Here is a 25,327-nt window from a genome sequence, read left to right as displayed (position 1 = left end):
GCCCACGTGTTACTCACCCGTCCGCCGCTAGGTTTGTTCCGAAGAACTCCCCTCGCTCGACTTGCATGTGTTAGGCACGCCGCCAGCGTTCGTCCTGAGCCAGGATCAAACTCTCAATTTAAAAGATTGCTAGAAATCTTTGATTTCGTGCAAGCTTTTACTCCTCAGCTTCACTGAGTGAGTTTCCTGTACTCTCAAATTTATTGACTGGCATTTATTTACCTTAATTCTGTTTAATTTTCAAAGACCAATAATAATTATGTTTTTCAACATTAGTTATTCTATAGTATTTTGTTCCTTATGTCAATATGACAAATTAATTAAATTTATTTCTAAATTTATTGCTTGTTTCAAAAGACATTTGCTATTTTAACAAATTATTCACAAAGCAATAAAATATCAACAGCTAAAAAATAAATTTAAATCACTATACTTAATTATTAGTTCTTTTTTCTACTCTTTTCTTATGCTGATACATGTGGCGATGTTGACGTTTATTTTCAATGTGTAGCTATTAATATAGCTACACATTTTTTAACAAAGTTTATAAATTAAAATATTCTGCTATTTGTTCTGAAGCATTCTCATCAAAATTACCGATAAATCTACTCATGCCTTCATGTGATTCAATATAAAATCCTTCTTCCTCAGTAACCATATCCATTTCTAATAATTCTTTTGCTGCATTACCGCTAAATACAGCATCCCACTCTTTTAGAGTAAAGAACTCTGAATAACTATCATAATCATCTTGATCTAATGTAGTATCAAATTCTCCATCATAAAAAACAACTAATTCATTATTAGTATTTGTTACTACTATTTTCTCCACTCTAGAAATAGCAGGTCCATCTAACTCATCAGTTACAATAAAAACCATAAGATCCTCTTTATCTCTAACTAGTTTGCAACATTGCACTTTCCATAGTCCTGTATCATTTTTTATCCACTTTTTATTTTTTATAATACTTTCTATTTTGCTATTCCAATCCATTTTATTACACTCCTTTATCAATTGTTCTTTTTCTCAAATTTATTATTACCCAATAATAAAAAAATAACTAAAAAGCTAATATTAAATTCTCAGCTTTTTAGTTATTTTAATTGTGAAGTCTGAATTAAAGTACATTGAAAATAAATAAAAGTAGCAAAATAATACCTATTAAAATTCTATACATAGCAAATACTCTCATTGGTCTCTTTTGTAAAAAACTTATAAATTTATCCACAACGATAAGTGCAACAATAAAGGAAACAATAAACCCAACTACTAGAGCTATAATCTGCACAGTAGCTAGAGCTGCTAAGTTAATGTCAACAAGTGATTTTAAAGTAACTCCAACCATTACAGGCAAGGCTAGAAAAAATGAAAATTCTGCAGCGGCAACTGTTGAAAGTCCTGCTATCCAAGCACCTATTATTGTTGAAGCAGATCTTGACATGCCTGGCCATATAGCTAAGCATTGAAAACACCCTATAAAGAATGCTTGCTTTATATTAACTTCATCAATTGTCTTAGTAGTAAACTTGCCTCTATATTTTTTTTCTGCAAATAACATCCAAAACGCACCTACTAGTAGTCCAGCAGTTACCGTTATAGGATTAAGCAAATTAGCTTCAATCCAATCATTAAAAGTTAATCCTAAAACGCCAGCTGGAATACATGCAATAAAGATGTTAAACCAAAACTTAAAGCCTGATTTAGGCTTTCTAGGTGAAAAGTTTTTAAAAGTACTTATAATCTTATTCCAATATAGAACAACTATAGCTAAAATAGCTCCCAGTTGAATTATAAATGTAAATGCATCTATATACTGCTTAGTATATAAGGCTGCTGGAGCCACTCCTGCTTTAAAATCAATCAAGTTTCCTACTATTATCATATGCCCTGTTGATGAAACTGGTAAGAATTCAGTGATACCTTCAACTATACCTATAATAATTGCTTTCAAAATAAATATTAAGTTTTCCATTTAACTTCACTCCCACTTCCCTACTGTCATAATAAACATAAAAAATCTATTTTAAATTATACTCTTCTTAAATGCCTCATGTCCATATTCATTAAATACTATTTATCCTTATACTCAAATATAACTTCTCTTAAAACCTTTTTACCATCTTCAGATAACTTAACACTATTGAATCCTGACTTTATATCTAAATTAAAATAGTTATTAACTAAATTAAAAGGACCATTGTTAATACTAATATAATATTTGTCTACCATAGCACTATCTTTAAAAACACCACCTAAAAGCTGCAATTTAACATCCTTATCTTTAACATTCTTTGAATTACCATTAGAAAATATCATTGTTGGTAATTTATCTTTATCTCGTTTGTTATTTTGTGCTTTAGGCGACATTTCAAATAGCTTTTTATCGTCAGTAAATATTATTGGATGTTTTAAAAGAACATTGATCGAAATTCCTTCATTTTTCCCTTTTGATAAATAGCACAAATAAGAATTACTGCTTTTGGTGCTGTAAATAGTATTATCTATTTGCATTGTGTACACCTGATAATATTTTTCCATCTTTTTATTATACTTTTTAATGTCATCTACAGAAATTATTTCTAACGAATCTAAGCCCTTATCTATTATTTCGGCTGCACTTAAAGGCGTTTTGTTATATGTAAGATATACTCCATTTGAAGGATCAATCATGACCCATTTGTTAAGTTTTGTACTCCAAATTTCGCAAATAGTAAATTGGCTTTTTCCTGAACTTGAAAACTTTTCAAATTCACCTAATTCTCCAATTCTAGAAATTATCCCAACAGAATGTGCAAAATCATTGAAAACTATGCTTATTTCCTTTTCAGAATATTCCCTTTGCTTTCTATTATCTTCTAAAATATCAAGTGCCCCTCTACTATCTTCTAGATCTTTAGAGCTCTCCTTGAATTTCATATTACTTCTTGTCCATTTCATCAACTTAACAGCTTTATCAAGTTCAGTATCAGCACCTGATACTATTTTATCTACTTTATACCTTGTTTTTATTTCATTTAATATTGCGTTATCCTCAGCACCATAATAAAGATGCAAATTACCCTCATTATACATGTTATCCCATATATTAAGATTTAATCCCACAGTTTTTTCCTTTTCTTTTAAATAAATTCCAATCATAAATCCAATAGTTATTATTAGTAATAATAAAATTATTTTTATTAACCTTCTTCTCACAGTTATCACCTACTTTTTATTAAATAAATCTTTTGTTAATAAAGTCATTTTATTCCCTGCTGTATACTACTTTTCCGTCAATTATTGTATAAAGAGTGCTAGTAAATACCTCTAAAGGGTTACCATCGAAAATAGCTAAGTCAGCATCCTTACCTTTTTCTATACTTCCAACACGATTTGAAATCCCACAAATTTCTGCTGCATTTATTGTGATTGCTTTTAGAGCCTCCTCAACTCCAAGACCCTCTTTTGCAGCAAGTCCTGCACATATAGGTAAATACTGTATTGGAATTACAGGATGATCAGTCATAATAGCTACTTTAACACCTTTTTTAGAAAGTACTCCTGAGGTTGAAAAACTTTTATTTTTAAGCTCAATTTTAGAGCGTGAAGTAAGACTAGGTCCTATTATTGCTGGTAATCTAGATTCCTTAACATAGTCTGCTATAAGGTGTCCCTCACTGCAATGATCTAAGGTTAAGTTTACATCAAATTCTTTGGCAATCCTTATGGCAGTCAAAATATCATCAGTTCTGTGGCAGTGAGCCTTCAAAGGAATTTCTTTATTTATTACTGGCATTAAAGCTTCAAGTTTGAAATTCTCTTCAAATTCTTTTCCTTCTAAAATAGCTTTATCTTTTTTAATTTTATAATTTTTAGCTCTCATCAAAATTTCTCTAAGTAAAGCAGCAGTTGCCATCCTAGTAGTAGGCATTTTTTTTCTATCTTTATAAACTCGCTTTGGATTTTCTCCGAAGGCTACCTTTACAGCAGCTGGAGAAAAAATAGTCATTTCATCTACATTTTTTCCATAAGTCTTCATTGCTACAAATTGTCCCCCTACAACATTAGCACTACCTGGTCCTGTCATTACGGTAGTTATACCTGCTTTAACAGCATCCTCAAATGCTGTATCCATAGGATTAATTGCATCAATAGCTCTTAGTTCAGGTGTAATAGGATCTGTTGCTTCATTAACATCTAATCCTTCAAATCCCATGTCCTGCTCGTACAATCCAATATGGCAATGAGACTCAATAATCCCAGGAATAACCCATCCACCACCTGCATCGATTACTGTCACTTCTCTATCTACTTTAATTTCTTCATTAACTTCTACAATCTTTCCATCATCTATAAGAATGCATCCATTTTCATAATTTTTTTCACTCATAGTAATAATCTTGCCGTTTTTTATTAATAACAATTTTATTCCCCCTTAGAGCCATCTTATTTATTACTCTTATCACATTATAATTTATTTGATTAAAAAAGACTATGTTTATAACATAATCTTTTAATAGTAGCTTTTATATTCTCTTTTTATTTCTATAAAATACAGCCAATATTATAATTAATAGAATAACTGGTAAAGAAAAAATAAATTTAAATACATTTAAAATTAGTCCTATTATTGCAAAAACAAAAGCTATTGAAAGGGCTATACCAGCTATAGGTAAAAAAATCACTCCAAATATGGCAAGCACTGCAATCATAATAATAATTGCAATCATAATCCCAAAAATTGTTCCCATAATATCTTCCCCCTATTAAATTAATTTTTTATGTATTATCAAAATTACCTTTTTATATATTCAAACAAAGGCTCCACATATACATCTTTTATCTTTGCTACTGGATAGCCTATTGATCTTGTACTTATAAACTTTCCATGAAAATCTGAACCAGCTGTTGAAATTAAATTTTTTTCTTTACAAAACTTTAAACATTCAGAAATGATTAACTGATTATGATTAGGGTGAAAACATTCAACTCCATGTATTCCAATTTCTAAAAAAATATTTAATTTTTTATCAACAGGGCTAATATCTTTTTCATAGTATGGATGAGCTAATATTGCAATTCCACCTGCTTTTTTTATAGTATTAATTACATTTTCCGTATCAGAAAATATAGGATAAAGAATATGCTTTTCTTCTGAATACAATCTATTAAAGTAATCATGTATATCTGTACATATCTTTTTATCTATCAGGTAGTTTAATGCTTTCCATCCTCCCCTTTTAGGATTATGCTTGTATTTTTCATAATCTGAAAAATCTATATCATAACCCTTATCTATTAAATATTTAATAGACTGGTTATTTCTATTCTCTAATAAATCTCTGTTGTATTCTAGTAACTTAATTAATTCAAAATTAGAATTATCAGTTCCATATGCTAATATATGATATAAGCTTCCATTTAATGTACTTGATATTTCAATTCCAGGCAAAAAGGCTATATTATTTTTTAAAGCAACCTTCTGAATTTCTTCAGTATTTTTCATTTCATCATGATCTGTCAAAGATATCAATTTTAATTCTCTATCTTTTGCTTCCTTTACTATTTCCTCCGGTGAAAGAGTACCATCAGATGCATTAGAATGTATGTGCAAATCTATTTTAGAGTCTTTATTTAAATTTATCATAATTATCCTCATTTCGTACTATTTGAGTAAACATAATATAAATTTAATAATATTTTACAAGCATTTTGTTGTAAAAAAGAATGACAATATTTTGCCATTCTTTATTATTTACTTATTTATTTCTTCGTATTCAACATCAACTATTTTTTCCATGCCTGTAAAGTTAAAGACTTGTTTTTCTGTTTCAAAGGTATCAATCTTTGAAGCTTTTTTAGAATTTAGATTCTTTATTTTGATATTTATATATCTATAAGCTTTATAGATACCTATAGATACTAAGGCAAAAGGTATTAGTATTAAAGCTCCTTTTAAGATAAGAATTAAAATAAAGAATATCCCTACAAAAGTAATCATGGATTTTAAGGTTCTTTTTATTGATAAATTGTGAGTTAAATAATCCATATTTATCCCCCTCTTAATATACAGGTTCTTTTCAGAAAATTATATCATACAAATGGGGATATATTACTTAATACTTTATTAATAAAGTATTAAATATTTATTAACGAACACATATTTATCTACAGCCTTCTGAAATACTCGTTTCTAAATCCATTTCCATTTTCAATTAAATTATCCAATTGAGCTAGAATTCTTTCTTTTTCTTCATTGAGATTGGCTGATAATGGAGCATAATTTGATGCATGATTGCTTCTGAATACACAATTTTTTACATTTAAATTTTTAATAAATTCCCTTGTTTCAACCATTACTTCCATAGGAGATAGCAGCTCTAGTTCTCCATTATTAACCTTATCATACATTGGAGTTCCAGGCTCTACTATTAAGGTTAATAAACCTAGATAATTTGGATTTATTTCACTTATTACTTTAGCTGATTCCTCAGCGTGTATTTTCCACTTTTCCTTACCACCTAATCCAGAAATTAATGTTACAGAAAGTAGAATCCCTATGTCCATAATTTTTTTTCCTGCTTCAGTTATTTCTTTTGCAGTAGCACCCTTATTTACATCTTTTAATATTTCATCACTTCCACTTTCTACCCCAAGATATATTATATCTAGTCCTTTATTCTTTAGTTTTATTAGGTCTTCTTTACTTTTTCTTAAAATATCTTGAGGAGTGCCATATATTCCAATTCTTTCGCACTCTGGAAATAGCTCTTTTATTTTAACAAGTATTTTCTCTAAATCATCAGTTTTTAATATTAAAGCATCTCCATCGGCTAAAAAAACTCTTTTAACTATTTTATAGTATTCTCTTGCCATGCTTAAATCTTCAAATATATCTTCAAGCTTTCTTATCTTAAATTTCTTATCCTTGAACATATTACAAAATGTGCACTCATTGTGGGAACACCCAAGAGTAACCTGAATTATCAAGCTATAGGCTTCACTGGGCGGTCTATAAACTGCTCCTTCATATCTCATTTGTAACAACTCCTTTAATGTTAGTCTTAAGCATACTTAATTATTAATAATAATGTTTATTTCTATGTTTGTCCATTGTAAATCATTTTAAAATTTTACTCTAAGCATTTAGGATATTTTTCTCTATCCCAAATATGGTCTTTAGAAATTATATTATCAGAAATATTAAAATAATCAAAACTCAATATATCTCTACCATCATTTGATATAGGATCATCCCATGTAGCATCTACATGATAAAGCTTTCCTTCGATATTAACTATATTCCAAGCATGAGGTATTATTTCATTACCATTATAAGCATCACCTGCAACGTAAATACATTCGATTCCCGCAGTATTTAAAAGTCTATACATTGCCTTTGCATAGCTATCACATACCCCGACTCCATTTATAAGAATTCCATAATCTAAATAGGATTCATTTGGCATATTACCACTAAATAATCTTGAATCATACTTCGAATTATTTACAATAAAATTATGAATCGCTAATTCTTTCTCTTTTTCCGTCATTTCATTCTTAATTATTTTGGATATGATTTCTTTTGATTTATCTTCAACTGTTTTCTTCATTTTTTCCATGTATTCTTTAGAATATTCATAATCCAAATTTATTATCATTGTTGCTGATTTTGAAAGATTATTAGTATAAATACTACCATTAGCTCCTTTATATCCATAGTCTAAGAGAGGATTTTCTAATAATATATCATTAATTACATCTAATTTATAGTCTTTTGTATTAAATGAAGGTATTTCTATACTAACTTCATTTTTAAAATTTGCAAGAGCATAGATTATAATATCTTTAAAGTCTTTTGTACTATTAGCAACACTACCTGGATCAACATAATTTTCTTTTAGTAAACTCTCAGACTTTTCTGTTGTAAATCTAAAGCTAACTGGTTGAGATAAGTTTTTATTGGTAACTGATTTTATATTATCATTAATAATCATAATATACTCAGTATCATATTTATAATTTTCTCTAGGTTTTACAATTATAGAATTATCATTATCTGTATATAATGTTTCTACGCTTACTTCTATTTCATTATCTTTTTCTATTACCTTTATATTATCTTTTATGGTGCTCATGTCAACAGATTTGTTAAACCTAATATTCCATATTTTATCAACAGATACATTATATTTACTTTCCCAAACTTTATAATTTGAATCTAAAGCAAAAATTGTTTGAGCTTTTAAAAAAAGAAAAACAAAAACAAAGAATATTTTAATATACTTTTTATACATTGACTCACTTCCTATCTCCACATAGTTACAAAGCTAAAATTTGAACGTATTATTATAATTATATTAACTTTAAAGGTAATTAACAATCTTTTTTAGCAGATGTAACTCATATTACAATTTTAACATCTGGTAATACCTCTTACCACATGTTAAAATTGATTCACAATACTTTTTAGGAGGAATTATAATGGCAAAAATCAAAGTTCCATACTCTAAGGAAATATGGGAAATAGAAATACCTGATAAAAACTTAGCTGGCATTTTAGAATCTAATGCACATACTTATAAGGCAAATAAATCTCAAGAAGAACTTGTAAATGAAGCTTTAGATAACTGTATAGGCAGCAAATCTCTTGAAGAGTTAGTTCATGGCAAAAAAAATATGGTTATAATAACAAGCGATCATACTCGACCTGTACCAAGCAAAATAACTCTTCCAATAATGCTTAAAAGAATACGAAAAATTAATCCTAATATTGAAGTAACAATATTAGTTTCAACGGGATTTCACCGTCCTACTACAAGGGAAGAATTAATTAATAAGATGGGAAAAGAGATTGTTGAAAAGGAAACTATAGTTAATCATATATCAACTAAGGATGAAGATATGACTTATCTAGGTAAACTTCCTTCTGGCGGAGATTTGAAAATAAATAAACTAGCTGTTGAGACAGAACTACTGATTGCAGAAGGTTTTATAGAGCCTCACTTTTTTGCAGGATTTTCAGGTGGTAGAAAGAGTATTCTTCCAGGAATTGCTTCAGCAAAAACCATAATGGCTAATCATTGTTCTGAATTTATTGCAAGTCCTTATGCAAGAACAGGAATACTTGAAAATAACCCAATTCATACTGACATGCTTTATGCTGCTAAAAAGGCTAAATTAGCATTTATTTTGAATGTTGTAATAGATTCAGATAAAAGAATAATAAAAGCCTTTGCCGGTGATAGTAAATTAGCTCATGAAGCAGGCTGCAAATTTGTATCAGAACTTGCAGGTGTAGATAATATAAAAACCGATATAGTAGTTACAACAAATGGCGGATATCCTTTAGATCAAAATGTTTATCAATCAGTTAAAGGAATGACTGCTGCTGAAGCATGCTGCAAAAAAGACGGTGTTATTATAATGATTTCTGCATGTAACGATGGACATGGTGGCAAATCTTTCTACGACAATTTGGCTAATACAAGCAGCCCAAAAGAAGTCCTTGAGAAGGTATTAAAAATACCTAGAAATGAAACTATGCCTGATCAATGGGAATTTCAAATATTAGCTAGAATCTTAGATAATTTTAAGGTTATTTTAGTTACAAATTCAATGGATCCTCAGATGGTTAAAAATATGCATATGGATCATGCTTATACCTTTAATGAAGCTCTTGAAAAAGCCTTTAAACTTAAAGGGAATGATGCAAAAATTACTGTAATACCTGATGGTGTATCCGTAATCGTTCATTAACGCTTAAGATTAATATTAACAAATTAATCTTATAGAGTTATTATTAAACTATTAGAATGATTTTATAATTAGCAGAGATAAATGTAAAGGGAGTTGGTATATTGAGGATATTTACTCTTGTAGAAAATACACTATTAGATAATTCAAATTTAATAAAAGAGCATGGATTATCAATGCTTATTGAAACTTCCAAGGGAAAAATTTTATTTGATACTGGACAAAGTGATGCATTTGTAAAAAATGCTGCTAAATTAAAAATAGACTTAAATACTATTACCCACATAGTTTTAAGTCATGCTCATTATGACCATTCTAATGGTTTAAAATTTTTATTAGAAAAAATCAATTCAAAACCTATTTTAATTGTAGCAAAAGATTTTTTTAACAATAGCAATAAGTTTTATAAATCTGTTAATACTAAAAATGGTATTGTTAATGAAGAATTAAGTTATATAGGAGTAAACTTTACTAAAGAATTTATTCAATCTAAAAAAATAGATATTAATTATGTTGAAAAGGATACACTAAACATCTCAAAAGCAATAACTGTTCACAGAAATTTCTTTACATCTAATGCCTTTGAGAGAATTAATGAAAATATGCAACTCAAATTAGGTGAAAATTTCATTGTAGACCCCTTTAAGGATGAAATTGCAATTGCAATAGAAACAAAAAAAGGTCTTCTACTTCTTGTTGGTTGTTCCCACTGTGGGATAATAAATACCATTGAAACTATTAAAAATCGTACAAATAAGAATATATATGGTGTTATAGGCGGTACACACCTTATTGAAGCTGATGAAGATAGAATTGACAAAACCTTAGAATATTTTAAAAATATTAATTTAAAATTCATAGGTTTATCACATTGCACAGGTAAAAAAGCCTTAGATATTCTTAAAATAAAATCAAACAATTATACTATTTGCAGTACAGGTAAAATATTAGATTTTACAGAAATTGAAATATCCTAAAACATGTTTTTTAAATAGATATTGCTAGTTACTATAATGTATTGTGTTTTATGAACATTTAATATATTATATATTTTATACAAAATATTATGTATATAAAGCTATAGGCATAGGGGCATCATTGTATTAATATTTTAATAAGGGGGTACATTATGAAATCCATAATAACAGTAATTGGCAAAGATAAAACCGGTATAATTGCATCAGTAAGTACTATTTTAGCTGACGCAAACGTAAATATTCTTGATATTAGTCAAACTATTCTTCAAGAATTTTTTACAATGATAATGTTAGTAGATTTATCTAAGTCATCAAAAACCTTTAATGAACTTAAAGAGATTCTTGAACAAAAGGGAAAAGAACTTGACTTATCTATTAGAATTCAACATGAAGATATTTTTAATTCAATGCACAACATTTAAAGGCAGGTGATAGCGTGATAAATCAAAATAAAATAATGGAAACAATTAAGATGATCGAAAAAGAGAAATTGGACATTAGAACTATTACTATGGGAATTTCTCTTAGGGATTGTTGCAGCTTTGATGGAGCAAAATCTCGTCAAAAGATATATGACAAGATTACTAAATATGCAGAAAATCTAGTTAAAGTTGGAAATGAAATAGAAGCTGAGTATGGAATTCCAATAATAAATAAAAGAATTTCTGTAACTCCTATAGCATTAATAGCTGAATCATGTGATGATAAGGATTATGTAGAATTTGCCAAAACCTTAGATAGAGCAGCTAGCACAGTTGGTGTAAACTTTATTGGCGGCTACTCAGCATTAGTACATAAAGGATACTCTAAAGGTGACAGAATTTTGATATCATCAATTCCTGAAGCTCTTAGTGTAACTGAGAAAGTATGCTCATCCATTAATGTTGCTACAAGCAAAAATGGTATAAATATGGATGCAGTAAAAGAGATGGGCCAAATTATTAAAAAAACTGCAGAACTAACTAAAGAACAAGATGGTCTTGGCTGTGCAAAATTTGTTGTGTTTGCAAATGCCGTTGAAGATAATCCATTTATGGCTGGAGCTTTTCATGGAATTGGAGAAGCAGAGTGTATCATAAATGTGGGAGTAAGTGGTCCTGGAACAGTAAAGTCTGCTTTAGAAACTGTTAAAGGAGAGAGTTTTAATATTGTAGCTGAAACAATAAAAAAGACTGCCTTTAAAATAACTAAAATGGGTCAATTAGTTGCTACAGAAGCTTCTAGAAGATTAAATGTACCTTTTGGAATTATTGATTTATCCCTAGCTCCTACTCCTGCAATTGGAGATAGCGTTGCTCATATATTAGAGGAAATGGGTATAGAAAGCTGCGGAGGCCACGGAACTACTGCTGCATTAGCATTGCTAAATGATGCAGTAAAAAAAGGCGGAGTTATGGCAGCTTCTCAGGTTGGAGGATTAAGTGGTGCTTTTATCCCTGTTAGTGAAGATGCAGGAATGATTGATGCAGTTTTAAAGGGTTCTTTAAATCTTGAAAAGCTTGAAGCTATGACTTGTGTTTGCTCCGTTGGTCTTGATATGATTGCAATTCCTGGAGATACAAGTGCTGAAACAATATCAGCGATAATTGCAGATGAAGCTGCAATTGGCGTAATAAATAATAAAACCACTGCTGTCAGACTAATACCAGTACCTGGTAAAGGCGTTGGAGAGATGGTTGAATTTGGTGGATTATTAGGAAGAGCTCCTATAATGCCAGTAAGTAAATACAGCAGTGCGGATTTTGTAAATAGAGGCGGTCAAATTCCTGCCCCAATTCATAGTTTTAAAAATTAATCATAAAATAGAAGCAAGCACCTTGTGTCTTGCTTCTATTTTCGTTAATAAAGTTTATTATTAATTTTTATTAAATAATAAAAATATTGAAATTTTTGGTGTTTTATTATTTATTTTTTATTTTTTAAAGGATTTTATTGTATTTCTATCGAATATGAATATAGTATTTAATATATAGTATATTTGTGGAGGTAAAATAATGCCTAATAATTATTTCGCAATTATTTATTTAATGAATATTAGTATTAATAAATACATTTATACTATATTAATAGCAATTATTTTGTCATTAATGTATTATATTATAAAATTCAAAAATATTTTTATGCATACCAATACAGGATATAATTCTAATATTAAAGAAACAAGTGAGGAAATATCTTTGTTTGATGATAAAAACAGCTTAGCAAATAGTATTCTAGATAATGCTAATTTAATCATATTAGTTTGGAAAGGTGCTGGTAACTTAATAAAATTTAATAATTATGCTGAAAAGCTTACAAATTTTAAAGAATCAGAAATGCTTGGTTCAGGCTGGGATGGTCGTTTAGTTGATAAACCTTTAAAAGCATCAATGATGTTAGGTTTTAAAGATTTAGCCAATGGAATTATTGTTGAACCTCATGAAACATATGTTTTAGATAGACTTGGTAAAAAGATAAGTGTGTTTTGGAATAATTCAGTAATTTATGAGGATAATAAACCTTCAATTTTTATAGCAATGGGAACTGATATTTCCGCACGAAAAAATGCTGAAGAAAAATTACTTAAAAGCTATAATACTTTAGAAATACTCAATGAAAAATTATACTCAGCTCAAGAAGAACTTAAAAGGCGATATAAGCAATTAGAAGAAAGTCAAAATTCCTTGAGAGAAATGGAAGAAAGGACCCGTTTAGCACTTGAAGGGTCTAAAGACGGCATATGGGATTGGAAAATAAAAGACAATATCTTTTCTTTATCTCTTCGTCTCAAAATAATGCTTGGTTTTACTGATAAAGATTTAGAAGATAAAATATCCAGCTGGATAAAACTTATTCATCCAGAAGATTTACAACTTTTTCAGCATGCAATGAAAAATCACTTAGATAGAAAAACTTCTTTTTTAAATATTAATGTAAGAATGAAAACAAAGGTTGGAATTTATAAATGGATCTTAGTTAGAGGTAAGGCTATTTTTGATGATAATAGCTCTCCTGTAAGAATAGCAGGCTCCACAACAGATATAACTAAGCGTAAAAAAAATGAAGAAACTATATACAACCTTGCTTATTATGATACTCTTACAAATCTACCTAATAGGACTTTGCTTAATAAAATGCTTGAAAAAGAGTTGACTAATTCAATATTAAACAGCAGCAAGCTTGCAATGCTATATATGGACTTAGATAACTTTAAATCTATAAATGATACCTTTGGTCATTCCTTTGGAGATAAGCTTTTAATTGAAGTTACGCGTTCTTTTAATAACCTACTTGAATATAACATGACTCTTTCCAGATTAGGTGGAGATGAGTTTATGATATTAATTCCTAAAATAAATAATAATCTTTCTGCTACTAGACTAGCTAATAAAATTTTAAAAACCCTTTATAGACCATTTAATATCAATGGCAATTCAGTTTTTGTAACCGCAAGTATCGGAATTGTAACTTATCCAGATGATGGAACTAATATCCAGTCACTGCTTATGAATGCAGATACTGCAATGTATCACGCTAAAGCTCAAGGGAAAAATAATTTTCAGTTTTTCTCAAAGGAACTTAATGATCAAATTGTAAAAAAGACAGAACTTGAGAAAACCTTAAGATTTGCCCTGCTTAATAAAAAAGAAAAGGAATTTACTGTTTATTATCAACCTCAGGTAAGAGCTGATAATAGTGAATTAATTGGTCTTGAAGCATTAGTTCGTTGGAATCATCCTAAGCTTGGCTTTATTCCGCCTAGTCAGTTTATACCTATTGCAGAGGAGACGGGTTTAATTAAAGAGATTGATGAGTATGTTCTAAGAACCGCCTGCAATCAATTAATAGAATGGCAAAGGAAGGGTTATAATATAGTACCAGTTTCAGTTAATATTTCAGCAAATCAATTTAAACATAAAAGCCTTTTTGAAAAAATACGTAATATTCTTAGCGAAACTAATTTATCTCCTCAGTGGCTTCATATTGAGATAACTGAGTCTGCTACAATAGATGATATAAACCAAACTATTAAAATTCTTAATAATTTTAAATCCATTGGTTTAAAAGTGCATTTGGACGATTTTGGTACAGGATATTCTTCTTTAAATCATTTAAAAAGCTTACCTATTAATACATTAAAAATCGATAAATCTTTTGTAGATCAAATTGCTTATCGTGAACAAGAAAAAGCAATTGCTCATACATTAATTCAATTAGCCCATAATCTAAACATGGAAGTAATTGCAGAAGGTGTAGAAACTCAAGAACAATTAGCTGTGCTACAAGCTCAGCATTGTGATGGAATACAAGGTTACTTTTTTAGTAAGCCTCTGCCTCCAGACCAACTAGAAAGTTTATTAAGCTTGCACTTTTTAGAAAGTGAAAAAAACATTGTATAATTCTATTAAATATTAATATTTTTAAATGAGAACAATTTGTTCTCATTTATTTTTTTCTATAAATTGTATAGTTTACTATGATAATGCAGATATGATAGAATATATTGATATTATAATAACATTATGGGGGTATAAAACATGACTAATGGAATTACTTTGAAATCTATAAAAATATCAAATGGAGAAACAATAGGTTATCGTGAATGCGGCACAGGTAATAAAATACTGCTATTAGTTCACGGTAACATGACATCTTCAAAGCACTGGGATGTTCTTATGGAAAATCTTCCAAACGACTATAAAATATATGCTCCAGATTTAAGGGGAATGGGAATTTCAACTTACAATAATCAAATAAATTCTATAAAAGATTTTACAGATGATATTAAAGCTTTTGCAGATGAATTGGGTTTAAAAAACTTTATTATTGCTGGATGGTCTACTGGTGGTTGTGTAGCAATGCAGCTTGCAGCAAGCTATCCTGATTATGTTAAAAAATTAATTTTAGTTGAATCTGGTGGAATTAAAGGATATCCAGTTTTCAAAAAAGATACTAAAGGTCAAATTATTCTTACAGAGTTAGTTACTACTAGGGAAGAGCTTTCAAAAGATCCATTGCAAGTTTTACCTATTTTAAACGCCTATGTGAAAAAAGATGAAGAATTTTTGAAAAATGTATGGAGGTCTACTATTTATACCCATAATGAACCATCGCCTGAAAAATTCCACGAATATATGCATGATATGATGACTCAGAGGAATCTAGTAGATTTAGATTATGCACTAATAACCTTTAATATTTCTCATGAACATAATGGTGTTGTACAAGGAACTGGAGAAGTAGATAACATTGTTGCCCCTACTCTTGTACTACAAGGAGAAAGAGATATAGTAGTACCAACTATAATGGGACAAGGAATTAAAGATGGTATAGGAGATAACGCTACTCTAGTTATGCTTCCATGTGGCCATTCTCCGCTAATTGATTGTTTAGATTTACTCATTGAAAATATTATAAACTTCACCAAATAGAGTAGAATCTATTACTTTTTTCATTAATCTTAAATACACCTTAATATTATCATAAAATTATATAAATATTTAGAAATATAACTATTTTATTCTTTACCATCTTATGTTATTATTTAATTGTTATTATTCAATTATAGGGGGTAAAGTTATGGGAAAAGACACTTTATTAAAATCAATGGAACTAGAAAATGGAGAAACTTTAGGCTATAGAGAAAGTAGCTCTGGAGAAAAAACTCTTGTTTTAGTTCACGGAAATATGACTTCTTCAAAGCATTGGGATGTATTGATTGAAGCATTACCTGAAGATATAAAAATATATGCAGTAGATCTAAGAGGCTTCGGTATATCAACTTACAATAATCCTATTAATTCTTTAAAAGATTTTTCTGAAGACTTAAAGCTTTTCGTGGATAAATTGAATTTAAAGAAATTTTTCTTAGCTGGTTGGTCTACTGGCGGTGGTGTTACAATGCAATTTACTGCAGATTATCCCGAATATGTTGAGAAATTAATTTTAGTTGAATCTGTTGGAATTAAAGGATATCCAATTTTACAAACAGACGAAACCGGTAACTTTATTGCAGGAAAGCCATATTTAAGCAAAGAAGCTTTAGGAAAGGATTTAGTTAGCATTAAGCCAATATTAGATGCTTACAACAGCAGAAATAAAGCTTTCTACAGAGGTCTATGGGATGCTGTAATCTATACTGAAAATAAGCCATCTGAAGAAAAATACGATGAGTATTTAGAGGACATGCTTACCCAAGTAAATACATTAGATGTATATTGGGCACTAATGACTTTTAATATTTCTAATGAACATAATGGTGTTGTTGAAGGAAGCGGAGACGTGGATAAGATTCAAGTTCCTACTCTAGTTTTCCAAGGAGAAAGAGATTTAGTTATACCACCTCCAACTGCTGATGAAATAACAAACGGAATTGGAGAAAATGCTTTACTTGTTAAATTACCCAGTGGACATTCTCCTTTAATTGATTGCTTAGATATACTAACAAATAATATAATAGATTTTATAAAGTAATATTTAGAGAAGCTGTAAATGCTTCTCTTCATTTTTGGTAAAAATCAACATAAAAATTGAATATTAATCTCTAATTAGGAAATAATACTTATATAAATTCATAATAGAGGTGTGATAAATTATGAGAGTTCCAAACCATATTGGTATTATTCCTGATGGTAATAGACGTTGGGCTGTTGATAAAGGTTTATCAAAGGAGAATGGATATTCTTCTGGACTAAATCCTGGCTTAATATTATATCATCTATGTAAGAAGTCTGGAGTTAAAGAGTTGACCTATTACGGTTTCACAACTGATAACACTAAGAGACCTGCTAACCAAAGGATAGCCTTTACAAAAGCTTGCATTGATGCAGTGGAGATGCTGAGTAAAGAAGATGCGGAACTGCTAGTGCTTGGAAATTACCAATCTCCAATGTTTCCAAAGGAACTTTTACCCTACACTAAAAGAAAAACTTTTGGTAAGGGAGGTATTAAAATAAACTTCTTGGTAAACTATGGTTGGGAATGGGATTTAGGAAGTCTTACCTCAAATAATAGTTCAAATAGAAAAATCATTTCCAATTGCTTAAAATCCTATGATATTTCTAGAGTAGATTTAATTATACGCTGGGGCGGCAGAAGGCGTTTAAGTGGCTTTCTTCCTGTTCAGTCTATATATTCAGACTTCTATATTATAGATGACTACTGGCCTGATTTTAATGAAGACCATTACTACAAGGCACTAGAATGGTATAATACTCAGGATATAACTCTCGGTGGATAAATTTCATATTAAAAAATTCAACCTTCATATAAAAATGAAGGTTGAATTTTTTACTCTGTTGGGATTATTTCCTATGATACCTTTTTAAAGTCTTCAATATGACTAAGAATAAATTCAATTCCCTTTTCAGTTATTGTGACTAACTTGTTTTCATTATCCTCATAAACTTCTATATAGCCTTTTTTAATTAATAAATTAAAATTAAATACTGATATTCTATTTTTATCATAATTGATACTACTTGTTCTATTTTCATATAAATATGCAAGATAGCTAATTCTATTATAAATTTCATTTAGAAATAATTCAGTAACCATTTTCATAATCTCACCCCAATTTACTGCAATGTTTATAAGATGTATTATATAATATTATTGTATTAAAAACAAGTAAATTATTTTACATAGATTTAACATAAATAAATATTGACATTTTTCTATTTAATATTAATGTATGATATTGTACTAAAAATACTCTTATTAAATTAATATGTAAAATAATGAAAGAAAATAATGAACAAAAAGATGAGAAGTATAAGTAATACTACTTCTACTTCTCATCTTTAATCATCTAAAATTTATAAATATCTATTAATAAGCTTTATCCATTCTTCAGCAAGTTTTGGTCTTACCTTAATAAGAACTATTAAAAATTTATCTAGTTGATTTTGTTTTTCTAAATACTTCAATAGAATATATGGAAATTTTACCCTTTTTGTGAAGCATTTCCTTGGATCTATAACCTTAATCCCCTCTCCATGTTGAACGAAAATATGTCTCGGAGCCATGTCTAGCCTTTTAAATCCTAATTTTTGAAATTCTTCTATTAGTTCTATTAAGTTAACAGCTAATTTTTCTGTTAGGGTATTTTTTTTTAAATAATCATCTAAGGATTTACCTCCTACATATTCTCGAAGCATATAATTATCTTTTGTTTCAATAATTTTGGGAAAATATTTACTTCCATCTACCTTTTTAAGTAAACTATGCTCATGGTAGCACTTTTTTCCATTATTAAATATTTTTAAAGCGTGTCCCTCTGGTGTTAAATAAACTTTTCCTTCACATCCTGCCCCTAAGAGTTTACATTTTTTTAAATCTATTTGAAAATATTTTTTGCTAATGTTACTCACCTCTTTAAGTGGATTGTTTAAAAATACTCTATAATATATACTATTAATCAAACTTTCTTAAGTGCTTCAATACAAAAATAAATCTGAGAGGGATAACCCTCTCAGATTTATTATGAGAATAGTGCTCTATCACTTATTAAATCATCTTCACTATTATTTTCAAATAGTTTAAATAATTTTTCTATGGTAAGTTCTTTTTTCTCTTTTCCGCTAATATCCAAAATAACATTACCATGATGAAGCATAATAAGTCTATTTCCAAGCCTTATTGCATGATTTAAGTTATGAGTAACCATTAATGTTGTAATTGATTTTTCTTTTATAATATTCTCCGTTAATTCAATTATCTTCTCTGAGGTTTTAGGGTCTAAAGCAGCTGTATGCTCGTCTAGAAGTAAAATTTCTGGATTTCCCATTACAGTCATTATTAATGATAAAGCTTGCCTTTGACCACCAGATAAAAGACCTACTTGAGTATATAACTTATCCTCAAGTCCAAGTTCCAGACTAGATAAAAGTTCCTTAAAATACGGTATATCTTTTTTATTTACAGCAAAACTTAGATCAAATTTCTTGCCTTTGTTGTATGCCATAGACATGTTTTCTAAAATAGTCATAGAAGGTGCTGTACCTTTAGTTGGATCCTGAAAAACTCTTCCTATAAATTTAGTACATTTATGCTCTGGTAATTTAGATATTTCCTTATCACCAAGCATTATCATTCCTCCGTCTACTGGTATTGTTCCTGATATTATATTTAATAAAGTAGATTTTCCAGCCCCATTACTACCTATTATTGTAATATAGTCCCCTTTATTAACTGTTAGATTAAGTTTATTAAATACTACATTCTCATTTACAGTGTTTTTATTGAATACCTTGTACAGATTTTGTATTTGAAGCAACTAGTTCATCCCCTTCTTTTTCTCTTTTCCTAAAGCTGCTAAGTTTAAAATTATTTGCCCCCAATACTGCAATAACTATTAGAGCTGTAACTAACTTTAAATCTGAAGGTGGAAGTCCTATTCTTAGAGCCCCTCCAATCGCTAATTTGTATAATATAGCTCCAATTACTGCCATAGTTGTAGCCTTAATGTATTTAATATTTTTTAGGACAGATCTTCCCAAAATTACAGCAGCAAGTCCGATAACTACTGTACCTGTTCCCATACCAACATCAGCGTATCCTTGGTGTTGAGCCATGATAGATCCGCCTAAAGCTGCTATACCATTAGAGATGCTTAGTCCTATCACTTTTATAACATCCTTATTTATTCCAAGAGAAGTAACTAACTGTTCATTATCTCCTACAGCATTTAACACAAAACCCATTTTTGTCTTCAAAAATATATCCAGTAACAGTTTAACACCAATAGCAATGATAGCAATTAATAATACAGATGGAAGTCCCTTTGTAATTGCAAACATAGTTTTAAATCCAAAGAACGGTATATTAGACTTACCCATTATTCTTAAATTTATTGAATATAAACCTATCATTACAAGTATTCCTGAAAGTAAATTGGAAATCTTAAGCTTTACGTGAAGTAAACCTGTTATAGTTCCCCCAATCATTCCAGCAAATACTGCTATTAAACAAGCTATAAATGGATTTATTCCTTTTGAGAGACATAGAGCAGTAATTGCTGCCCCTAAAGGAAAGGTTCCATCTACAGACATGTCTGGGAAATCTAATATTTTGTAAGTAATATATACTCCAAGAGACACTATAGCAAAGATAGATCCTTGTTCTAATATACTTACTAGAAAATTGATCATTATTCTACGCCCCCTGTAACCTTTACTGCCTTAGAATTAATATCATCTGGTACTTTTACACCTAACTTTTTAACTGCATCTTCATTAACAACTATTTGTCTTTCAGTAAGAATTGTAACTGGTATTTCTTCAGGCTTTTTACCGCCAAGCACTTCAACAGCCTTTAAACCTGTTTCATATCCAAGTTTATAATAGTCAATTCCTGCTGTTGCAACTGCTCCACCTTTTACTTGACCTTCTTCAGAACCAAAAACTGGTTTCTTCTTAGCATAAGCAATTTTTGTGATAGTTGGTGCTGCTGCTGCAATCATATTATCAGTTGGAATGTAAATTACATCAACTTTATCTAAAATAGAATTTAATACTTGTGGAATTTCATTACTAGTTGTAACACCTGAAGCTACAATTTCAAATCCAAAGCTAGGAGCTGCTTTTTTTGCATCCTCTACTTGAACGCCTGAATTAGCTTCACTTGTGTTATACATTATTCCTATCTTTTTTGCTGTTGGAACTAATTTTTTAATAAGTTCAAACTGTCCTTCTATTGGAAGAGCATCTGATGTACCTGTTACATTTGTTCCTGGCTTATCCATAGATTTAATTAATCCAGCCTTTACTGGGTCTGTTACTGCTGTAATTAAAATTGGAATATTTGAATTAGCCTTTTGAGTAGCATTATAACATGCTTGTGCAGATGGAGTAGCTATAGCTAAAATCATATCCACTTTATCATTTACAAACTTATCTGCAATTGTTTGAGTAGTTGGCATATCACCTTGAGCATTTTGGAAATCTATTTTTATATTTGTTCCATCTTTATAGTTTTTATCTTCTAATGCTTTAATAAAACCCTTTCTTGCTGAATCTAATGCTGCGTGTTCTACTATTTGAGTTATTCCTATTTTTACTACCTTGTCCTTTGATTCTCCTTGCTTTGAAGAAGAGCATCCTCCTAAAGCGCCTACTAATAATAATCCACTTAATAATACTGATAACTTCTTGACTACCATGCTACTTTCCCCCTTAATAAAATAAAAAACTCTCCATAAGGAGAGTTTATTTTTGTATATTTATTAAAGCAATATATAACTAATATAGTTACAAATTGCTCTTTTGCCCCTATCTCCTACTAAACTTCGATTCTACAATTTTTTTATTAAAATTTAATTCTACCTTCAACTACTTTTCTACAATATTGAAAAAATGTTTATATTATACTTTAATAAGTTATAAACTTATTAACTATAAAATTTCTTATATATTACATTAAAACATGAAATTTGTCAACTAGATATTATCCTGAGGGATTGACCTATGGCCTAGTCCAATGGCTACTTCGTTTAAGTGAAGAAGCCCTATATTCATAAATATGCATACAATTACATGGTCTCCTCCTCTTGCAATACCTATTTTACCACCTACACTTAATCCATTTGCTTTTACCGCAACCTGCATTATTGCTTCTCTTGCAGCTCCTACCACAGCTCCATCATGAATATGGCAGTCTTTAATAATATTCATTCTTTTGGATGCTACTAAAGCTCTTTCCATTATTTTATGAATAGAATCGTTGACATTTCCTCCTACATCCACAGCAGCAGTAAGTATATTTTCAGCTTTATATTTTTCATGGATAGTCTTTTCTTCATTTCTTTCTGAAGTTGCCATTTTAATAGCTGCCTTAGCCACGTCTATGCTATTTATCATAAAATTTCACCTCAATAGTACTATTTATTTTAGCTTAATTCCCTTTTCTATTTGTTCAATTTTTCCTTCTTTCATAAGTCTTCCTACAGCTCTTTTAAAAGAAGCTTTGCTAATTTTTAATCTATCCATTATCTGTTCTGGAGAACTTTTATCATTTAAAGGAAGTATTCCACCGTATCTCTCTATCTTATTAAGTATCATTTCAGCATCACTATCTATTTGCTTATATGCTACTTCTCTAAGAGATAAATCTAGCTTTCCGTCTTCTCGTTTCCTTATTACTCTACACTCAACTTCTTCACCTAATTTAAAATCTCTTGAAGCTTCACTTTTAGGTATCAGACCTTTATATTTATTGTCAACAGCAACTAATGCTCCTAATTCAGGATTTAAAGAATAAACCGTTCCCTTTACCCAATCATCTTTTTTATATGGATTATCAGTCTTTAAAAATCTTGAAATATAGGTTGTAGTAGTTAGTCTTCCTGTTTTATCTACATAAAGTCCAACTAAGTATTTTTGCCCTGGATTAACTTTATATTTCTGCTCTTTAAAAGGAAGTAATACATCTCTTTCAAGCCCCATATCTAAAAAGGCTCCAATTTTTGTAGTTTCCTTAACTTCTAATACAGCTAATTCATCAACCTGTATTAAAGGTTCTTTTCTAGTTGCTATTAGCCTATCCTCAGAATCTCTATATATAAATACATGTACCTCGTCACCAACTTTAATCTCTTCTGCAAGTTGATTATTGGGAAGCAGTATACTATCTGCATCATCACCAGTTTCTGCGTCCAAGTATGCTCCTATTTTTGAAATTTTTAGTACCTTTAAAGTTTGAACTTTTCCAATTTGGATCATGTTTATTTTTTCACCTCTGTTTATTAGTTTATGCTTTGTATTATTTCATTATAGCTATGTTACTAGTATACTACATAATTCATATAATAATATATATAATTAATTAGTAATATAAGAAAAATGCAACGCATTTTTCTTAGTCGCTAGGTTGTTGCAATAAGAGCTGATTTTTATTACACAAATCCTTTGGCGATTAGCCACTAGAGACTAGCGATTTATAAGAACTTTACGTTGTAAAATTCTTATATTATTGTATAATGAATATTAAAAAACCTTTATGGCCAAATATTGTAAATGAAAATCCGAAAGGAGGTTAGCAAATGACAAAGACAATCGCTGCTTTTTTTGATATAGATGGAACTTTATACAGAGAAGGTTTAATCACAGAAATATTTAAAAAATTTATAAAATCTGACATAATAGAATCAAAACGTTGGTACAATGAGGTTCGAAATTATTATTTGAAATGGGATAAAAGAATCGGAAACTATGATGATTATCTAATAAAGATGGCCGACATTTATACTGAAGCTGTAAAGGGGCTTCATAAAACTCAAGTAGAATTTATAGCTAAAAATGTAATTAAAGAAAAAGGTGATAGAGTATATACCTATACAAGAGATATGATATGCTGGCACAAGTCAAACGGTCATAAGGTTATAACTATTTCCGGAAGTCCTGCTGAATTAGTTCGTGAAATGTCTATAAAGCATGGTTTCCACGATTATATTGGAACTAATTATTTAATGGACGATAATGATCAATATACCGGTGAGTTAATTCCCATGTGGGATAGAGAAAATAAGCAAAGAGCTATCTCATCCTTTGTGGAAAAATATAATATTGATTTATCTAAAAGTTATGCCTACGGAGATACTGTTGGTGATTTTACAATGCTAAAAACTGTTGGAAATCCAAGAGCTATAAATCCTACCCGAGAGCTTATTAATGAACTCATGAATGATCCTTTAACAAGAGATAAAATAAAAATAATAGTTGAAAGAAAAGACGTAGTATATAAGTTAGATGCAGATAGTTTAAAAATATAACTTTATTAATTTTACTCTCTAACATATACTATTAATTAGGTGATTTTTATGTGTTATGTTTACATCCTAAAATGTTCAGATAATAGTTTATATACTGGATGGACCAATAATCTAACTAAAAGGGTAGATGTTCACTCTAAAGGGAAAGGCTCAAAGTATACAAGAGCAAGACTCCCAGTCACTCTAGTATATACTGAAGAATTTAGTGATAAAGTATCTGCTCAAAAAAGGGAATATGAAATAAAGCAATTGTCTAGAAAGGAAAAGTTGGAGCTTCTAGAAAATAATAATAAATGCAACAAAGAGATAGTAAAATAGTAGCTATCTCTTTAAATTTCACTTATTGTTTTTTAGGTCCTAATATCATTATCATATTATTTCCTTCAAGCTTGGCTGGTTTTTCCACAATACCTGAATCACCTACTTTAGAAAGAAATAACTGAAATACCTTCTCCCCTAAGTTAGTATAATTATTCTGTCTTCCCCTAAATCTTATAGTTACTTTAACTTTATTCTCATCCTCTAAAAACTTCCTAGCGTTTTTAGCCTTAACCTCTATGTCATGCTCTTCAATAGTTGGGCTAAGTCTTATTTCTTTTGTGTCAACGATCTTTTGGTTCTTCTTGTTTTCCTTTTGCTTTTTTGATTGCTCATATAGGAATTTATTATAATCCATTATTCTGCATACAGGCGGATTTGCTGTTGGAGAAATCATTACTAAATCTAATTCTCTCTCTTCTGCAAGCTTTAAAGCATCTTTTGTATTAACTATGCTGCTTTCTTCCCCATCTAACAATCTAATCTCTTTTTCCTTAATGTCTTCATTCATTGTAATTTGTTTATTAATAATGTTGCACCTCCAAATTT

The 25,327-nt window shown here is 29.5% G+C and carries 27 protein-coding genes and 1 rRNA gene; 10 read left to right on the top strand and 18 right to left on the bottom strand.

Translation table 11 applies throughout. The features are described from left to right. From CLHOM_RS11060 to CLHOM_RS11015, 10 genes are all read right to left on the bottom strand, one after another. Nucleotides 1-121, bottom strand: a 16S ribosomal RNA gene (locus tag CLHOM_RS11060); the annotation flags it as partial. Between the two features lie 423 nt (nucleotides 122-544). Next, nucleotides 545-994, bottom strand: a complete 450-nt coding sequence (locus tag CLHOM_RS11055; RefSeq protein WP_052221756.1) for a hypothetical protein — start codon at nucleotides 992-994, stop codon at nucleotides 545-547. Between the two features lie 124 nt (nucleotides 995-1,118). Further along, nucleotides 1,119-1,973 carry an undecaprenyl-diphosphate phosphatase gene (locus tag CLHOM_RS11050; RefSeq protein WP_052221755.1) on the bottom strand — a complete coding sequence of 285 codons (855 nt, stop codon included), beginning with the start codon at nucleotides 1,971-1,973 and terminating at the stop codon, nucleotides 1,119-1,121. 98 nt (nucleotides 1,974-2,071) lie between these two features. Continuing rightward, a complete protein-coding gene (locus CLHOM_RS11045; protein WP_052221754.1) occupies nucleotides 2,072-3,196 on the bottom strand; it encodes a hypothetical protein in 1,125 nt (374 codons plus the stop codon). A 49-nt stretch (nucleotides 3,197-3,245) separates the two neighbouring features. Next, nucleotides 3,246-4,403 carry an amidohydrolase gene (locus CLHOM_RS11040; protein ID WP_052221753.1) on the bottom strand — a complete coding sequence of 386 codons (1,158 nt, stop codon included), beginning with the start codon at nucleotides 4,401-4,403 and terminating at the stop codon, nucleotides 3,246-3,248. Nucleotides 4,404-4,506: 103 nt separating this feature from the next. Further along, the gene (locus CLHOM_RS11035) at nucleotides 4,507-4,731 is read right to left on the bottom strand and encodes a hypothetical protein (protein ID WP_052221752.1); all 225 of its coding nucleotides are present in this window, start codon (nucleotides 4,729-4,731) and stop codon (nucleotides 4,507-4,509) included. 44 nt (nucleotides 4,732-4,775) lie between these two features. Next, on the bottom strand, nucleotides 4,776-5,627 hold the full coding sequence (locus CLHOM_RS11030) for a PHP domain-containing protein (protein WP_052221751.1): 852 nt from the start codon (nucleotides 5,625-5,627) through the stop codon (nucleotides 4,776-4,778). 108 nt (nucleotides 5,628-5,735) lie between these two features. After that, a complete protein-coding gene (locus tag CLHOM_RS11025) occupies nucleotides 5,736-6,029 on the bottom strand; it encodes a hypothetical protein (protein ID WP_052221750.1) in 294 nt (97 codons plus the stop codon). 119 nt (nucleotides 6,030-6,148) lie between these two features. Then, the gene (locus tag CLHOM_RS11020) at nucleotides 6,149-7,018 is read right to left on the bottom strand and encodes a radical SAM protein (RefSeq protein ID WP_052221749.1); all 870 of its coding nucleotides are present in this window, start codon (nucleotides 7,016-7,018) and stop codon (nucleotides 6,149-6,151) included. A 95-nt stretch (nucleotides 7,019-7,113) separates the two neighbouring features. Then, entirely contained in the window at nucleotides 7,114-8,277 is a 1,164-nt protein-coding gene (locus CLHOM_RS11015; protein ID WP_052221748.1) for an Ig-like domain-containing protein, read from the bottom strand. Nucleotides 8,278-8,464: 187 nt separating this feature from the next. On the opposite strand from CLHOM_RS11015, the gene larA reads away from it, so the two are divergent. The 8 genes from larA (at nucleotide 8,465) to CLHOM_RS10975 (ending at nucleotide 17,932) form a co-directional block, all read left to right on the top strand. Further along, a complete protein-coding gene (larA, locus tag CLHOM_RS11010) occupies nucleotides 8,465-9,739 on the top strand; it encodes a nickel-dependent lactate racemase (RefSeq protein ID WP_052221747.1) in 1,275 nt (424 codons plus the stop codon). Between the two features lie 101 nt (nucleotides 9,740-9,840). Then, nucleotides 9,841-10,713 (top strand): MBL fold metallo-hydrolase, encoded by an 873-nt coding sequence (locus CLHOM_RS11005; RefSeq protein WP_052221746.1) that lies wholly within the window; start codon nucleotides 9,841-9,843, stop codon nucleotides 10,711-10,713. A gap of 152 nt (nucleotides 10,714-10,865) precedes the next feature. Next, entirely contained in the window at nucleotides 10,866-11,135 is a 270-nt protein-coding gene (locus CLHOM_RS11000) for an ACT domain-containing protein (RefSeq protein WP_052221745.1), read from the top strand. Between the two features lie 17 nt (nucleotides 11,136-11,152). Then, a complete protein-coding gene (locus tag CLHOM_RS10995) occupies nucleotides 11,153-12,508 on the top strand; it encodes a PFL family protein (protein ID WP_139205666.1) in 1,356 nt (451 codons plus the stop codon). Nucleotides 12,509-12,707: 199 nt separating this feature from the next. Next, nucleotides 12,708-15,092 carry a sensor domain-containing protein gene (locus CLHOM_RS10990; protein ID WP_052221743.1) on the top strand — a complete coding sequence of 795 codons (2,385 nt, stop codon included), beginning with the start codon at nucleotides 12,708-12,710 and terminating at the stop codon, nucleotides 15,090-15,092. A gap of 138 nt (nucleotides 15,093-15,230) precedes the next feature. Next, complete coding sequence (gene phaZ / locus CLHOM_RS10985) at nucleotides 15,231-16,124, top strand: intracellular short-chain-length polyhydroxyalkanoate depolymerase (protein WP_052221742.1); 894 nt, start codon at nucleotides 15,231-15,233, stop codon at nucleotides 16,122-16,124. Nucleotides 16,125-16,272: 148 nt separating this feature from the next. Beyond that, nucleotides 16,273-17,166, top strand: coding sequence for an intracellular short-chain-length polyhydroxyalkanoate depolymerase (gene phaZ, locus CLHOM_RS10980; protein ID WP_052221741.1), 894 nt, complete (start codon nucleotides 16,273-16,275; stop codon nucleotides 17,164-17,166). Nucleotides 17,167-17,287: 121 nt separating this feature from the next. Beyond that, nucleotides 17,288-17,932 (top strand): undecaprenyl diphosphate synthase family protein, encoded by a 645-nt coding sequence (locus CLHOM_RS10975; RefSeq protein ID WP_052221740.1) that lies wholly within the window; start codon nucleotides 17,288-17,290, stop codon nucleotides 17,930-17,932. Between the two features lie 71 nt (nucleotides 17,933-18,003). On the opposite strand, the gene CLHOM_RS10970 is transcribed toward CLHOM_RS10975, so the two are convergent. The 7 genes from CLHOM_RS10970 to CLHOM_RS10940 form a co-directional block, all read right to left on the bottom strand. After that, complete coding sequence (locus CLHOM_RS10970) at nucleotides 18,004-18,255, bottom strand: helix-turn-helix domain-containing protein (protein ID WP_052221739.1); 252 nt, start codon at nucleotides 18,253-18,255, stop codon at nucleotides 18,004-18,006. Nucleotides 18,256-18,509: 254 nt separating this feature from the next. Further along, on the bottom strand, nucleotides 18,510-19,115 hold the full coding sequence (locus tag CLHOM_RS10965) for an RIO2 family protein (RefSeq protein WP_052221738.1): 606 nt from the start codon (nucleotides 19,113-19,115) through the stop codon (nucleotides 18,510-18,512). A 59-nt stretch (nucleotides 19,116-19,174) separates the two neighbouring features. Then, nucleotides 19,175-19,969, bottom strand: coding sequence for an ABC transporter ATP-binding protein (locus CLHOM_RS10960; protein WP_052221737.1), 795 nt, complete (start codon nucleotides 19,967-19,969; stop codon nucleotides 19,175-19,177). Beyond that, nucleotides 19,932-20,840, bottom strand: a complete 909-nt coding sequence (locus CLHOM_RS10955; protein WP_052221762.1) for an ABC transporter permease — start codon at nucleotides 20,838-20,840, stop codon at nucleotides 19,932-19,934. Before CLHOM_RS10955 ends, CLHOM_RS10960 begins: the two co-directional genes overlap by 38 nt. 2 nt (nucleotides 20,841-20,842) lie before the next feature. Further along, nucleotides 20,843-21,853: an ABC transporter substrate-binding protein gene (locus tag CLHOM_RS10950; RefSeq protein WP_052221736.1), complete on the bottom strand. Its 1,011-nt coding sequence runs from the start codon at nucleotides 21,851-21,853 to the stop codon at nucleotides 20,843-20,845. Between the two features lie 277 nt (nucleotides 21,854-22,130). Next, on the bottom strand, nucleotides 22,131-22,550 hold the full coding sequence (locus CLHOM_RS10945) for a HutP family protein (protein ID WP_052221735.1): 420 nt from the start codon (nucleotides 22,548-22,550) through the stop codon (nucleotides 22,131-22,133). A 24-nt stretch (nucleotides 22,551-22,574) separates the two neighbouring features. Then, the gene (locus CLHOM_RS10940) at nucleotides 22,575-23,411 is read right to left on the bottom strand and encodes a CvfB family protein (RefSeq protein WP_052221734.1); all 837 of its coding nucleotides are present in this window, start codon (nucleotides 23,409-23,411) and stop codon (nucleotides 22,575-22,577) included. 320 nt (nucleotides 23,412-23,731) lie between these two features. Here CLHOM_RS10940 and CLHOM_RS10935 point away from each other — a divergent pair, with 320 nt between their 5' ends. Together CLHOM_RS10935 and CLHOM_RS10930 are read left to right on the top strand one after the other, a co-directional pair. After that, nucleotides 23,732-24,460, top strand: a complete 729-nt coding sequence (locus tag CLHOM_RS10935) for an HAD-IB family hydrolase (protein WP_052221733.1) — start codon at nucleotides 23,732-23,734, stop codon at nucleotides 24,458-24,460. Nucleotides 24,461-24,508: 48 nt separating this feature from the next. Continuing rightward, nucleotides 24,509-24,778, top strand: a complete 270-nt coding sequence (locus CLHOM_RS10930; protein WP_052221732.1) for a GIY-YIG nuclease family protein — start codon at nucleotides 24,509-24,511, stop codon at nucleotides 24,776-24,778. Nucleotides 24,779-24,800: 22 nt separating this feature from the next. Here the strand turns inward: CLHOM_RS10930 and infC are convergent, their stop codons facing one another. After that, complete coding sequence (infC, locus tag CLHOM_RS10925; protein WP_052221731.1) at nucleotides 24,801-25,289, bottom strand: translation initiation factor IF-3; 489 nt, start codon at nucleotides 25,287-25,289, stop codon at nucleotides 24,801-24,803. Nucleotides 25,290-25,327 lie beyond the last annotated feature (38 nt).

The organism is Clostridium homopropionicum DSM 5847, assembly GCF_001263795.1.
Lineage (GTDB): Bacteria > Bacillota > Clostridia > Clostridiales > Clostridiaceae > Clostridium_H > Clostridium_H homopropionicum.
The sequence above is the reverse complement of the archived record's forward strand: the minus strand, read 5'-3'. Positions and strand labels throughout refer to the sequence as shown.

What these genes read in the sequence shown, in the direction of transcription:
- phaZ (WP_052221741.1), top strand. Translation starts at nt 16,273, where the DNA reads ATGGGAAAAGACACTTTATTAAAATCAATGGAACTAGAAAATGGAGAA.
- CLHOM_RS11050 (WP_052221755.1), bottom strand. Translation starts at nt 1,973, where the DNA reads ATGGAAAACTTAATATTTATTTTGAAAGCAATTATTATAGGTATAGTT.
- CLHOM_RS11020 (WP_052221749.1), bottom strand. Translation starts at nt 7,018, where the DNA reads ATGAGATATGAAGGAGCAGTTTATAGACCGCCCAGTGAAGCCTATAGC.
- CLHOM_RS11030 (WP_052221751.1), bottom strand. Translation starts at nt 5,627, where the DNA reads ATGATAAATTTAAATAAAGACTCTAAAATAGATTTGCACATACATTCT.
- CLHOM_RS11055 (WP_052221756.1), bottom strand. Translation starts at nt 994, where the DNA reads ATGGATTGGAATAGCAAAATAGAAAGTATTATAAAAAATAAAAAGTGG.
- CLHOM_RS10990 (WP_052221743.1), top strand. Translation starts at nt 12,708, where the DNA reads ATGCCTAATAATTATTTCGCAATTATTTATTTAATGAATATTAGTATT.
- CLHOM_RS10970 (WP_052221739.1), bottom strand. Translation starts at nt 18,255, where the DNA reads ATGAAAATGGTTACTGAATTATTTCTAAATGAAATTTATAATAGAATT.
- CLHOM_RS11015 (WP_052221748.1), bottom strand. Translation starts at nt 8,277, where the DNA reads ATGTATAAAAAGTATATTAAAATATTCTTTGTTTTTGTTTTTCTTTTT.
- CLHOM_RS10975 (WP_052221740.1), top strand. Translation starts at nt 17,288, where the DNA reads ATGAGAGTTCCAAACCATATTGGTATTATTCCTGATGGTAATAGACGT.
- CLHOM_RS10930 (WP_052221732.1), top strand. Translation starts at nt 24,509, where the DNA reads ATGTGTTATGTTTACATCCTAAAATGTTCAGATAATAGTTTATATACT.
- CLHOM_RS11000 (WP_052221745.1), top strand. Translation starts at nt 10,866, where the DNA reads ATGAAATCCATAATAACAGTAATTGGCAAAGATAAAACCGGTATAATT.
- phaZ (WP_052221742.1), top strand. Translation starts at nt 15,231, where the DNA reads ATGACTAATGGAATTACTTTGAAATCTATAAAAATATCAAATGGAGAA.
- infC (WP_052221731.1), bottom strand. Translation starts at nt 25,289, where the DNA reads ATGAATGAAGACATTAAGGAAAAAGAGATTAGATTGTTAGATGGGGAA.
- CLHOM_RS10940 (WP_052221734.1), bottom strand. Translation starts at nt 23,411, where the DNA reads ATGATCCAAATTGGAAAAGTTCAAACTTTAAAGGTACTAAAAATTTCA.
- CLHOM_RS10950 (WP_052221736.1), bottom strand. Translation starts at nt 21,853, where the DNA reads ATGGTAGTCAAGAAGTTATCAGTATTATTAAGTGGATTATTATTAGTA.
- CLHOM_RS10945 (WP_052221735.1), bottom strand. Translation starts at nt 22,550, where the DNA reads ATGATAAATAGCATAGACGTGGCTAAGGCAGCTATTAAAATGGCAACT.
- CLHOM_RS10935 (WP_052221733.1), top strand. Translation starts at nt 23,732, where the DNA reads ATGACAAAGACAATCGCTGCTTTTTTTGATATAGATGGAACTTTATAC.
- larA (WP_052221747.1), top strand. Translation starts at nt 8,465, where the DNA reads ATGGCAAAAATCAAAGTTCCATACTCTAAGGAAATATGGGAAATAGAA.
- CLHOM_RS11035 (WP_052221752.1), bottom strand. Translation starts at nt 4,731, where the DNA reads ATGGGAACAATTTTTGGGATTATGATTGCAATTATTATTATGATTGCA.
- CLHOM_RS11025 (WP_052221750.1), bottom strand. Translation starts at nt 6,029, where the DNA reads ATGGATTATTTAACTCACAATTTATCAATAAAAAGAACCTTAAAATCC.